General features: G+C 41.0%; 10 protein-coding genes and 1 tRNA gene. 8 read left to right on the top strand and 3 right to left on the bottom strand.

What is annotated here, in order from left to right; all coding sequences use genetic code 11:
* Positions 1 to 73: 73 nt before the first annotated feature.
* On the bottom strand, positions 74 to 1,072 hold the full coding sequence (gene yejK / locus L4C54_RS04420; protein WP_428807230.1) for a nucleoid-associated protein YejK: 999 nt from the start codon (positions 1,070 to 1,072) through the stop codon (positions 74 to 76).
* Positions 1,073 to 1,157: 85 nt separating this feature from the next.
* Between yejK and L4C54_RS04425 the strand changes: the two genes are divergently transcribed.
* Positions 1,158 to 1,382 (top strand): YejL family protein, encoded by a 225-nt coding sequence (locus L4C54_RS04425; RefSeq protein WP_248007220.1) that lies wholly within the window; start codon positions 1,158 to 1,160, stop codon positions 1,380 to 1,382.
* 24 nt (positions 1,383 to 1,406) lie between these two features.
* The gene (locus tag L4C54_RS04430; RefSeq protein WP_428807231.1) at positions 1,407 to 3,200 is read left to right on the top strand and encodes a DUF3413 domain-containing protein; all 1,794 of its coding nucleotides are present in this window, start codon (positions 1,407 to 1,409) and stop codon (positions 3,198 to 3,200) included.
* 144 nt (positions 3,201 to 3,344) lie between these two features.
* Here L4C54_RS04430 and L4C54_RS04435 read toward each other — a convergent pair whose 3' ends face one another.
* A complete protein-coding gene (locus L4C54_RS04435) occupies positions 3,345 to 4,121 on the bottom strand; it encodes a ParA family protein (protein WP_428801322.1) in 777 nt (258 codons plus the stop codon).
* 445 nt (positions 4,122 to 4,566) lie between these two features.
* Between L4C54_RS04435 and L4C54_RS04440 the strand changes: the two genes are divergently transcribed.
* From L4C54_RS04440 to L4C54_RS04465, 6 genes are all read left to right on the top strand, one after another.
* Positions 4,567 to 4,657: transfer RNA gene (locus tag L4C54_RS04440), tRNA-Ser, on the top strand.
* A gap of 236 nt (positions 4,658 to 4,893) precedes the next feature.
* Complete coding sequence (locus tag L4C54_RS04445; protein WP_428807232.1) at positions 4,894 to 6,069, top strand: glycosyltransferase family protein; 1,176 nt, start codon at positions 4,894 to 4,896, stop codon at positions 6,067 to 6,069.
* A 62-nt stretch (positions 6,070 to 6,131) separates the two neighbouring features.
* Complete coding sequence (locus L4C54_RS04450) at positions 6,132 to 7,352, top strand: glycosyltransferase (RefSeq protein WP_428807233.1); 1,221 nt, start codon at positions 6,132 to 6,134, stop codon at positions 7,350 to 7,352.
* The gene (locus L4C54_RS04455; RefSeq protein WP_428807234.1) at positions 7,349 to 8,506 is read left to right on the top strand and encodes a glycosyltransferase family 4 protein; all 1,158 of its coding nucleotides are present in this window, start codon (positions 7,349 to 7,351) and stop codon (positions 8,504 to 8,506) included. The genes L4C54_RS04450 and L4C54_RS04455 overlap by 4 nt, the downstream gene beginning before the upstream one ends.
* Positions 8,507 to 8,510: 4 nt before the next feature.
* Entirely contained in the window at positions 8,511 to 10,340 is a 1,830-nt protein-coding gene (locus L4C54_RS04460) for an ABC transporter ATP-binding protein (RefSeq protein WP_428807235.1), read from the top strand.
* Complete coding sequence (locus L4C54_RS04465) at positions 10,285 to 12,645, top strand: phosphotransferase (protein WP_428807236.1); 2,361 nt, start codon at positions 10,285 to 10,287, stop codon at positions 12,643 to 12,645. Before L4C54_RS04460 ends, L4C54_RS04465 begins: the two co-directional genes overlap by 56 nt.
* An 88-nt stretch (positions 12,646 to 12,733) precedes the next feature.
* On the opposite strand, the gene L4C54_RS04470 is transcribed toward L4C54_RS04465, so the two are convergent.
* Entirely contained in the window at positions 12,734 to 13,351 is a 618-nt protein-coding gene (locus L4C54_RS04470) for a TetR/AcrR family transcriptional regulator (RefSeq protein WP_428807237.1), read from the bottom strand.
* Positions 13,352 to 13,407: the final 56 nt, after the last annotated feature.

The raw sequence follows: 13,407 nt of genomic DNA on the forward strand, positions 1-13,407 counted from the left end.
CGTTGTACCTATATAGATTAAGACACCTTTGTAAATAAATAAAAAAAGAGAGAGCAAAAGCTCTCTCTCGTCACTAATTTCGTGTTAATTGGTCACGTAAATTAGGTGGCGTGCCCTTAATGGTTAGCGTATCTGTCTCCGGATCGTAAAAAATACGTTCGCCAAGTAATAAGCTATCAAAACTAACGTTTAATCCTCCACCCGCACCAACATACTTAGTCAATTTGCGCATGGTAGAGCGATCGGCTGGGAAGCTATCTTCCAACTCGTAGCCTTGCTCTTTGGTGTAATCTAAAAAGCTTGTACCTTCTTGGCTCTGAGGCAGCTCACCAGATAGCTCACGAACCTGAACTTCGTCACCAGATTTAATTGTTTCATTACAGTAATCGTAAACTTGCTTCTTGTAGTTGGTTGCCTCTTCTTTTTCCAATTTAGAGTCACTACAAAAATCTTGAACTGCTTGCATTAGCACTTGGTTTTGCTGCTTAGTATCAAGCCCTACTTCCGCCTGAAGGAAATCGAGGAAAAAGTCTGCCACTTTTCTTCCGACTCGACCTTTTATGTAGGCCAAATAGCGGTTTGATTCTTTGTCTGTTTCATAACTCGATAAATCAATACGCGCAACGATATCCATCTTATTAATGTCTAGATAATCTGTAGCACTAATTTCTAGACCTTCTGTCACTTTAAGACTTTGAATTGATGGAAGTAAAGCGACAAAAAGATAATCTGTTGCTAACGACTGATATTCAGCAATAACTAAGATACCTTCATCCGCAAAAGGGTACTTTGCTAATTCTTGTTTCAGCCTATTTGCACTAAGTTGTGAGAAATCGTAAAAATTCTTGTCACCTTGGCGAAGTTCTTGCAACCACGATTGAAATTCGCTGTCAGACTTAAAAGATCCGAAGCCTTTGCCTGCTTTTGCATTAAAGACACGATGTAGTTCAGCAACGAGGTGCTCTGTAGAACCATCGTTTTCTAGAGAATGAGAGCGAAAATTAACAATCAGTTCGTCCTGATCGTTTTTCGAAAGTTGGTGTAAAATGACGTTGGATAATTGAAGGCTCATAGTGAAAATATCGTCGTTCTAGGTTTCAGTTGTTAGGCATTGTAGGTTATCATAAGCCGCTTTTACTATCATCTATAGAGTCTTTATGCCTATTACATCTAAATACAGTGACGACCAAGTTGAAATCATCCTTGCTGAGGTGGCTGCAATCTTGGAAAAACATGGCGCGACTCCTGAGCTTTCTTTAATGATCGCAGGAAATATCGCAACCAATGTCTTAAATCAAAACGTTGCTGCTTCACAACGCAAAGCAATTGCTGAAAAATTTGCACAAGCGTTGATTTCTTCATTAGAAGAACAAACACATTAATCTTAACGGGCTGCAAAACGACTAATGGTAGATAGCGGAAATACATATAGTGAACGAGTTTCTCGTTTAGTGGGTTGGGGGCACTGGTTTGCCTTCTTTAATATCATCGCAGCAATGCTGATTGGTACCCGCTATATTACACAATCTCCTTGGCCAGAAACCTTACTTGGGCAGTTCTACCTCGCTGTTTCTTGGGTAGGGCACTTTGGATTTTTGGTCTTTGCGCTTTATTTACTGGTTTTGTTCCCGTTAACATTTGTGGTCCCATCACGTAAGTTATTCCGTTTAGTTGCAGTCTGCTTTGCGACAGCTGGGTTAACGATATTACTGATTGATACACAAGCCTATCAAACCATAAATCTACATCTAACTCCTGTGGTGTGGGAACTTCTGTTCAGTGATGACAATAAAGAAGCCGGCGCAGGGTTACAGCAACTGTTTATCGTTTTACCGCTAATATTTTTACTTCAGTTAGGTTTGTCGGAATGGGTATGGCGTAAGCAACGTAAACTTTCCCATAAACACGTTGGTCGACCAATTACTGCCATCTTTTTTGTTAGCTTTATTGCCAGCCACCTTATTTATGTATGGTCGGATGCGTACTTCTACAATCCGGTTACTACTCAGAAAGCTAACTTCCCACTGTCTTACCCAATGACAGCCAAGTCATTTATGGAAAAGCATGGGTTACTTGATAAAGACGACTACCTGAAACGCTTAGCTGAAAGTGAGCACAGTAGCGATATCGTTCGTTACCCATACGAGCCGATCCGTTTTGATCGCCGTGGCAACAACCTTAATATTCTAATGGTTAACGTAAACAGCTTAAGAGCAGATGCGTTAACGACCGGCTCGATGCCCCTAACATCTGAATATGCTCAGAATGCTTTGAACTTCACCAACCACTACAGCTCTAGTAATAATATGCACGGCATATTTGGCCTGCTTTACGGGCTACCGAGCAGTTATGCTGCGAGTATAAAAGCGCAGGCTAGCCTACCTGTACTAATGAGCACGCTAGAAGAAAAGAAATACAGTTTCGGATTGTTCAGCGGCGATAACTTCGATGATAATCTTTACGCTGAAACCGTGTTTAGAGGCATGACCTTTACCGGTGTTGCATTTGATGAGTCAAAGTCGGAAGACAGCCAAGCAATTCAAGCTTGGAGCGATTGGGCAACTACGACAAAAGGCCCTTGGTTTGGCTTTATCGAATTATCAACGCTTGATAATTACACCTCTTCTAAAGCCAGCGGCAGTGCAAAAGATCTATTCAAGAGTAACTACCAAGCTTCAGTACAACAGGCTGACGAAGAGCTAGGTGTCCTATTCAAACAAATTGAAGAACTACAGCTCGATAAAAATACCGTGGTGATCATCACCTCAAATCACGGCACTGAATTTAACGAAACGAATAGTAATACTTGGGGAGCGAGTACCAACTTCAGTCGCTATCAACTTCAAGTGCCGATGATCATTAACTGGCCGGGTAAACTGCCCGCTACTTATACTCATCGATCTAGCCATTTAGATGTGTCTGTTACTTTGCTGCAAGACTTGTTAGGCGTCTCATCTAACCCCACTGATTACAGCAGTGGCCGAAACATTTTTAATGAACGCAAGCGAAAGTGGATTTTGGCAGGAGATTCTAGAGAGTTGGCCTTGATCACTGATACCCAAACGACCGTCATTGATAAGTTTGGTAACTTCAAACTCTATGATAGCGAGTATAAAAGGCTTAAAGATCAAAGCCCTACTCTACCAATTCTGATGCAAGGTTTAACTGAGCTACAACGCTTTTATATTCGTGAAGACTAAAAATTGATGGGTCTATTGCGAAGTCATTAACCTACTGTTATCAAAATAAAAAAAGAGCCTTGGCTCTTTTTTTATTTTCACTGACCCAGCCTAAATAAGGTTGACACTTTCCAGCTATCCCCTAAAGAAGTGTGTTGGGCATGTTTATGCGAAAACAACGTCATCACTTCGTGCTCGATCATTCCTATTTTCATCACACGCATCTAACCAGGTCAACGTATCCTGCCAGAGCTCGCTATCTTTTGTAGAGTGACCAACCAGTTTCTTATAATAAAAAGCTTCTTGATAATGTGCCGATTCACTCATAATACCGAGTGATTTAAACTGGCGAAAATTACTCAGTAACTTCTGTACGCTTAATAAACGTTCATCACCAGGATAAACACGATTAAGTACAAAGCCTACTTTGATCTCGCGACCTTTATAAAGATGTTGGTCGATCAGGTTATTAATAAGCGGTAATGACGAATGAAGATCAATTGGAGATGGCTGCATTGGGATGACGATATAATCCGCATATTTTAGATAACGGAACAATTCTCGATCACTGAAGTTTGCAGGTGAGTCTATAACAACGTATTCAGAACTAGTATTAACCTTTAATGTAGACGCCATTTCCGAAAAGCTTTTTAATGCTGGGTTATACGTTTGGCATACGACTTCTGGTATTGAGTTTGCCCAGCTATAAGAAGACTCTTGGCGATCAAAATCAATTAACTCTACGTTATGCCCTTCAGCGACGAGTTGACTTAACAGCCCAGCCGTAAACGTTGATTTTCCAACTCCTCCCTTTAAGTTCAGGGTAATGATTCGCTTGGCTTTTGTATGAGCTATACTCACTTTATTCTTATTTGTTAATGAGGAACCTAGCCGGTTATTATACGGCTTAATTTGACCTCTAGCTTCGTTCAAACTATTCATTGAGAGTTAACCTTACATTCATACACAACCAAAAACAGAAGCCCATATCGCTATATATTCAAGCTGATTATCTGCCCAAACTATCAGTTCTGCATAATTAACACATATAGATAAGCAACTTAATTCACCATCTAAATAACCAATAGTTTTACTTTCTGTATACTAATATCGCATTACTCGTAATCATATTTAACTATCTAGATAAGCAGATCTCTGTGCCAAATATGCACAAAAGCCAATTTTATTTAGTTTGCGATTAAAGATATTCAATTTATGCTTATTATCCAAATAGTTTAGTTATCAATTCCTATTATTATACTTCCGAATTTTGCTCACTAAACACCCTACCAAAAAATAATTCCTTTATTCTGTATAAATTTAAGGCAAACGAATTAGTTAGCCCTTTACAACATCAATCTCTCGCTATAGTATGCATTCCAACAACGGAGAGATGGCTGAGTGGTCGAAAGCACCGGTCTTGAAAACCGGCAAGGGTTTGTAGCCCTTCTAGGGTTCAAATCCCTATCTCTCCGCCAAATTAAGAAAAAGCCCGCTAAGAAATTAGTGGGCTTTTTCGTTTCTGATGCTCTCCATCCTCAGCACCTTTGTTTATTTATAATTTAATCAATAAACACTTCATTGCCTTGAACCACGACTATACTTCATAAAGTTTGAAGCTTAACGTTGACTCGTCACCATAACTCCAAATAAATGTTTAATCGTCAGAGCGCTGCTCTGTGTTTTCGTTTGCCATGATGACATTGAGAGGATTATGAAAAGATTCTTGTTTTATTCTCATGATAGCTATGGGTTAGGCAATATCCGTCGCATGGTTGCTATCGCCAACTACTTAGTCAATAAACACCGCGATCTTTTTATTTTGCTCGTGACAGGCTCACCAATGCTTCATGCTTTTCGAACCCATCCACAGATTGATTACATCAAATTGCCATGTCTTCAACGCTCTCAAAGTGGAGCCTATAACGCGAAACTCACTTGCATGAAAAACGATGCCATATTGCAACTACGAAGCAAGCTTATTAAACATACGGTTGACGGGTTTCGCCCAGAACTAATTTTGGTTGATAAAAAGCCGGAAGGTTTAAATGGTGAACTAAAAGAAACATTAACTCTAACTCGCGCACTAGAGCGCAAACCACGTTTAGTATTGCTATTAAGAGACATTCTAGATTCCCCAGATCAAACACATCAAATCTGGAGCAAAAATCAATACTTCCAGCGCATTGAAAAAGATTACAACGAAGTCGTCGTGGTCGGTGAAAGAGCTATCTTTGACCTGACAAAGCAGTATCATTTCCCTGAATCGGTAACAAAAAAAACCTCCTTTTGTGGCTACTTAGAAAAATCCAACGATGATACTCACCATCAGACCATTCGCGCTCAACTAAATATCCCAGAGAATAAACAAATTATCGTTGTGGCAGCTGGCGGAGGAAATGATGGCAAACAAATACTCGCCACCTATCTAGAAGGTTTGAAAACATATTCCTCTTTCAATCACCTCATTCATAGCATTGTTTTTTATGGGCCAGAAATGAGTGAGCAAGACTCTACTGAGTTACGACACCTAGCTCGTGGATTTGAATCGGTGACACTCACTGAATTTACCCACAACTTTATTAGTCACTTATCAGCAGCAGATCTGGTTATTGCCATGGGTGGTTACAACACAATTTGCGAAATATTATCGCTTAAAAAGCCAGCGATAATTATTCCTCGAGTAAAACCGGTTAAAGAACAGTTAATACGCGCTGAATGTTTAAGTCAATTAGAAGCATTCGACTATATCCACCCAGCTGAATTAGAAGCGAAAACGCTAATGGCAAAGGTCTCAACTAAACTGTTTTCAGACACTCCTACTTTGCATACGACCAATATCGAAGTAAACGGAATGGCAAAGTTAGAACAAAAATTAATGACACACTAAATAAAAACAAAACGTTAACTGGCTTAGAGAATTGTATTGATTGATACCAAGGAGTAGAAGCCATGCGCGTCGCCTATATAGTTAAGCGCTATCCACGTTATTCAGAAACCTTCATTGTTAATGAAATCCTTGCTCATGAAAAAGCAGGACTTAACATTCATATCTATGCGCTACTGCCTCCGCAAGATACACATTTTCAGGATATCATCTCGAAAGTCAAAGCTCCGGTGACCTACCTTCATGCCAAAGCGGAGCGAGCAAGCAACTTCTGGAAGCTACAAAAAAAAGTGGCTCGTCAATTTCCTTCTATGTGGTCAGCATTGGGTCTTTTTCCTAAAGCGAGTGCCCGAGAAGTCTCACAAGCACTTGAGCTAGCAATATACATAAACAAGAAACGCATCACCCACTTGCACGCTCACTTTGCTACAACTTCAACAACGGTTGCTCAAATCGCATCGGTGATCACTTCCGTACCCTTTACCTTCACTGCACACGCTAAAGATATCTTCCATCAAGACAATGACTTTGAAGTACTGAAAGAAAAGTTCCAACAAGCTGAGTTTGCTATCACTGTTAGTAAATTTAACGTTCAATATTTGACGGATGATTTACAAATATCAGCGTCTAAAATTAAAAAAATATACAACGGTATCGATTTAGATGAATTCCCATTCGAGTCTCCCACACAGCGCCCAACGACCATTTGTGCTATCGGTCGCCTCGTTGAAAAAAAGGGCTTTAACAATCTAATTGATGCTTGTTTGATATTAAAAAACAGAGACGTTCAATTTCAATGTGAAATCATCGGTGAAGGTGAGTTGAAATCGAGCTTGGCCAGCCAGATAGAGGCGCTCAATATTAGTGACCGGATAACAATGCACGGTTCACTTCCGCAAGTTGAAGTTAAACAACGCCTGTATAACTCCGCTGTATTTGCCGCGCCCTGCGTTGTCGGCGCCGATGGTAACCGCGATGGGCTACCTACCGTATTGTTGGAATCAATGGCTCTTGGGACTCCCTGTGTTTCGACAAATGTCACTGGCATCCCAGAAGTCATCGTTGATGGTAAAACAGGGTTAATGGCTAAACAAAATGATGCAGTGTCGTTAGCCAATGCTTTAGAAACATTACTTCGCAAACCAGAGCTTAGAGTGTCTCTTGCTAACAACGCACGTGAACTCATTGAGCAGGAATTTGATATAGATAGGAATACAGAAAAAATACGCCACTGTTTTAAAAATCATGCACTAGACGCATCAAGAATTACGGAGGACACGCTATGAGAGCCGCATACGTGTGTTCCGACAGAGGCGTCCCTGTCTTTGGTACCAAAGGTTGCTCTTTACACGTTCAAGAGATAACTAAAGCCTTTGAAGATAAAAGTATCCACATCGATTTAATTGCCGCCGCTTTAGGTGGCGAGTGCCCAAAAGACCTTAAGCTCGTTGATACTCATCATCTAAAACACGCAAAGGTGAGCGATAGGCAGCGACGCGAACAATCTGACATTCAAGATAATAATAAAGTGATGCAAGAGCTGAAAAGCTTAGGGGGACTGGATTTTATTTACGAACGCTACTCGTTATGGAGTCATGCGGGGATGACCTTTGGCTACGAAAATAATATCCCTTCTATACTTGAAGTAAATGCACCATTAATTGAAGAGCAAAAAAAATATCGCGGACTCATTGATGAAGAGAGCGCAATAACCATCACACGAAAATGCTTTGCTGCTGCGAGTTTAATCATCACTGTATCGATTGAAGTAGCTGAGTACGTCAATTCATTTCCTGAAGCCGATGGAAAAGTACATGTGCTGCCCAATGGGGTTAACCTTCAACGATTTTCAAATGTTCATTGCGGCTCAGAAGATGAGCATTCTCACTTCACTATCGGTTTCGTGGGTACGTTAAAGCCTTGGCATGGCGTAGAAAAACTACTGGAGTCCTTTGCTCTACTCCATCAAAGTCACCCCGAGACCCGGCTATTAATCGTCGGGGATGGTCCTATGAGAAAGGAGCTTGAATCGCAAATTAGAGCTCTCAATTTGGTAGATGTAGTTAAGCTAACTGGAGCTGTCGAGCCTAGCAATATTGCCCATTACTACCAAAAAATGGATGTCGGCGTTGCCCCTTACCCTGGAGATATTCATTTCTATTTTTCTCCACTTAAAATTTATGAATACATGGCTGCTGGATTACCTGTAGTGGCAAGTAACGTAGGACAAATATCAGATTTAGTCGATGACCACCACCATGGGCTGCTCTATTCCGCCCAAGAATTAAGTCAGTTAACTGAAGCCTTAACTTATCTAGTCGAGAACCCGTCCATTGCGCACGTCTATGGCCAGTCAGGTCGTCTAAGCGCAATGAAACATCATAGTTGGCAAAGCCGAGTTGAACGTGTTCTTGACTGGTCAGGCTTAGTCAAAGGGTAATGTGATGGCTCGACCAAAAGGACTCATAAAGTCCATGCCGAACCTTATCCACTTTCTAAAATATGTTCGCCCATACATCAGACAGAAAAAGTGGCTAATCATAGGTGCCTTTGCTGGGCTATTTGCCCAAACTTTGCTGAGGTTACTTGAACCTTGGCCGATGAAATACATCATCGACCGAATAGTTTCACCCGAGTTTGATCCTAAAACGGGTCTACACATATTGGCATCTTTTGAACTATCAACCTACTTCGCGGCACTAGCATGTGCGTTAGTCATCATTACAATACTGCGCGCGTTAATGACCTATTTTACCACCGTGCTAATGGCCCTAGCTGGAAACCACGTCATCATTAGCCTGAGAGAACAGCTGTTCAATCACCTTCAAGGACTCTCTACGGTATACCATCAGAAGCAACGAAGTGGCGATCTCGTGGTTAGAATCATCAGTGATATGGGGATTATGAAAGAGGTTGCAATCACAGCGGTAGTTCCACTGATTGGGAACAGCTTTATTTTTATCGCTATCATTGGCGTCATGCTATGGCTGAACTGGCAATTGGCTCTTATTTCATTGAGTACTCTTCCTATTTTGTGGCTCGTTACTTTAAAAAAGAGTAAGCGAATCCATAACGTTGCTAGAAAGAACCGTCAAAGAGAAGGCGTCATGGCCGCTGCCGCTTCTGAATCCATCAATGCTATCAAATCGGTACAAGCGCTCGCCTTGGAGGGGCGATTCTCGTCTATTTTTAGTGATGCGAATAAGAAAAGCCTTAAAGAAGGTGTTCAGGGGAAAAGACTCGCTGCGGGTTTACAGAGAAGTGTTGAAATTCTTCTGGCAATATCAACCGCCTTAGTACTTTGGTTTGGGTCACTTCAGGTGATTAACGATGTACTCAGCCCCGGTGAACTGCTCGTGTTCATTTATTACTTGAGACGGGTGTTTCGGCCCATCCGAGACTTTACAAAATATACTGCCCGACTCGCAAAAGCATCCGCTGCTGCAGAAAGAGTCATTAAGGTTCTTGAGCACCCACTTGATATAAAAAATGCACCGAACGCAAAACCCTCTCCAGCATTCTCAGGTGATATAGAGTTTGAACAGCTAAGCTTCTCTTACTTAAACAATGAAACCACCAACTTAAGAGAGATTGATCTTCAAATCCCGGCAGGTCAGAAAATCGCGATCGTTGGTCCTTCTGGAAGTGGTAAATCAACATTGATTGCCCTTCTTATGCGGCTGTATGACCCACAAAAAGGAAGAGTATTGATAGATGGTAATGATATTCGTCACTACACCTTTGAAAGTGTCCGCAGCCAGATCTCGGTCGTAATGCAAGACACAGCGCTATTCGCAACAACTATTTTCAATAACATAACCATAGGACAAGATGATATCGAAAAAGAACGTGTAATACGTGCCGCTCAACTGGCGAACATACATGACTTTATCATTTCATTACCAGATGGATACGAAACAGATGTGGGCGAGCGAGGTGTCACATTATCAGCAGGACAGAGACAACGCATTGCGATTGCTAGAGCGGCTTTGAAAAACGCACCAATATTAATCTTAGATGAACCAACGACTGGGCTTGACCCTGAGACCGAGAGGTCCGTAAGTCAGGCTCTACTAAAATTAGCACAGACAAGTACAACCATACTCATTACCCACCATAAAGAACTGGCTGCGAAATGTGACCAAGCCATAGTTCTTATGCAAGGTGTAATCATCGAACAAGGGAGTAATAACGAGTTAATGGCCCAAGACACACACTATGCACGCCAATTCTCTTCAAGCAATGTTGATAGTGTCCATGCTGACAGAAGATAAATCCTTAATCGCCAGAGACCCTGACATTGTCGCTCTTGAGATAATTCTAAATGAGCAATTAATGCTACCGCTCATCAAGCAGCATTTTCCTAGGTTGAAAGCCGTTTCAGCAAGTAAGCAATATATTCGCTATAAGACCTCAACGAACTGCTTAGTAAAGTATCAAGTGATAGGCACGGATGAAACCCATGAACTATACGTAAAAGCCTTCACCCATAAAGACGACATTAAATTATTAAACCTCAGTAAACTTCAGGAAGACCAAGCAAGTCATACTCAAGGCACAAATATTAACCGCTATGTCGTACTGGAATATAAGTTGGTTTTTTATGGTTTCCCATACGACGAAAAACTGAAAATACTGCCTCGACTCATCAACGATACCTCTAGAGAGGAGTTACTTCCACGTGTGCTTAAGGAATCATTAGATTGTAATAATACTCAGATAACGACCCTACAATACAAACCAGAAAGACGTTTTGTTGCCAAATTAACTCTGCCATCAGGTGAGCATTCACTAATCAAAGCCTACACCGCCACTCGCTATCACCATGCAAATAAGATGTGTCAATTAAAGATGGATTCAAAACGCTTACTTACTATTACAGGGCGCAGTAGTAAACATCACATGATGGGTTATCGATGGATAGAAGGCTCGAGCCTCACTGAGAAATATCAATTATCCGATTTTGATCCAGAATATATTTCAGCGACGGGACGTTATTTGGCTCGATTTCACCTATCGAAAAAAAAGGATTTAGTAGCTCATAATCAGCACGCGTTTACCGATACTCTTTTTCAACTCGGAGTGGGCATTAATCAGCTACTGCCTGCATTAAATACTCGCATCACGTCATTAGTACCAGCGCTTATTGAAGCGGTTCAGTCCTTGAATTCTAAACAAAGGCGTATTCATGGCGACTTTTACTCTAAGCAAGTATTGATAACAGACCAAGGCATCCAGCTAATTGATTTTGATGACATGTGTTTATGGTTTCCAGCTTACGACCTAGGCTTGTTCATTGCTCATTTAGAACGAGACAATTTGTCAGGTTTACTTCCAGACCACCTGGCTACCACATACAGTGATGAACTATTGAAAGGCTATCAGCAAGTGAGTAACTACTCACAAACAGAAGTGGAGTTATTTACTGCGATAGGACTATTACAATTAGCACATCACCCATTTCGTAACGCACATAAACAATGGCCTCAAATCATAGAGGCCATAATTACTTTGTGCGAAGAACACTTTCAACGCTATCTAACATTACTATCGGCACATCAAACGCAAAACAATAGACCAGTGTGTCTCGAAAAATTGAAAGATACGCAGTATATGCAAACGCCCCTAATTGAATTATTTCAAACAAAGCAAAACAGAGGGAAAATTACACGGCTTGAGTCAATACGCTTGCTTCGTCACAAACCAGAAAAACGTAGCTTACTAGAATACAATTTTTATGTAGACGATGGAGACAAAAGCCACCACCTAACCATATTAGGTAAGGTCAGAACTAAAAGCTTCGATAAACATGCTTGGAAGATCAATGCTGAACTGTACAACGATAACTTTAATGAATTGAGCCATGACCGAATACAAGTACCTCGACCCATGGGCCAATTGCGTTCATCTAATATCTGGTTTCAACGTAAAGTCGACGGGGAAACCATATTTTCTACCCTATGTGATGACACGGGTGAGGGTTTGGCCCATAAAATTGCGGAGTGCTTACATAAGCTACATACGAGTAGAGTTAAAGTGACTCGTACTCATACCATCGATGATGAGATGTTAGCCCTTGAAGATTACTTAAATAATGTAGGGAATAATAACTCAAAGTGGCGAACAGATATCGATATCATTTTGCTTCGTTGTCGCTCTCTATCAACATTACTGCCACAGAACCAGCAATGCATCATCCACCGAGATTTCTATCAAGATCAACTCATTATCAATGGTGATTCACTGTATTTACTCGATTTGGACTTATGCTGCTTAGGCGACCCTGCCCTAGATATTGGTAATTTTATTGCGCATATTCAAGAGCAGTGTTTACGCGACTTTGATGACTTAAATTACGCCAATATCAAACTCGACGCCCTCTCAGCTCACTATCAGCAATTGTCCAATAGGAATCTAAATATGGAGATTGAGATTTATTCGCTGCTCTCGTGGGCGCGACATATTTTTATCAGCCAAAGAATTACCGATCGTAATCCATTTACACCTGCGATTATTTCACAATGCTTTACTCTCTCATCAGAACTATTAGTTAAATACTCACTCGACAGTAAAGTGTAATCACGCCCTAATCATTGCCAAACAAATCTCGGCTATAAACTTTATCAAGAATGTCCGATAAATCCGCAGTGATACGATTGATGAGTCACTACTTTTTAAGCGTATAATGACTAAGAAACATGCCCGCTGATTGCTCGGCAATAAAGGTCATATCTTCGGAATTTAGCATCGGTTTCATCTGCATCAGTTGAGGCCAAAATCCACTGCCCTTAATTAAGCTGTGTAGTTGTGAGTTAGCAAAATCAATATCCATTTCTTTCAAGCGCCCATCATCCACAGCTTCCTTTAGCCAGCGATGAATGGCCGTTTCTTGAGCCGAAAACTTGGCGACTTCTTGTTGAAGCGTTTCTGAATCATAAAAGAAATGACCAAAGGCTACGCGTGATAAATCGATGTATTCTGGCGATGAAAGCAGGCTAAGTTCCTTCGTCAACAACGTTGATAACTGCTCATGCAAAGGACGGTCTGAACGATACTCAAATACAATATCCACCAGCGCTGCTTTCCATAGCTGGGAAATAAGCTCCATGACTAAAATTTCTTTGGTTTTAAAGTGGTTATACACCGTTCTTTTGGATACTTGCGCAAGCTGAGCAAGCTTATCCATGCTGGTTGCTTGAACGCCTTCAGATTTAAACGCTTCTGTTGCAGCCTGTAATATAGCGTCGCGTTTTAACTCACTTCGTGTTTTTTTCAATTCGGTCATGGTTCACATCAATCCATTTTTCATATTCGGTTATTTTACACTGAGTAGTTTACTTT

Origin of the sequence: Vibrio lamellibrachiae (assembly GCF_050337265.1) — a bacterium.
GTDB lineage: Bacteria > Pseudomonadota > Gammaproteobacteria > Enterobacterales > Vibrionaceae > Vibrio > Vibrio kyushuensis.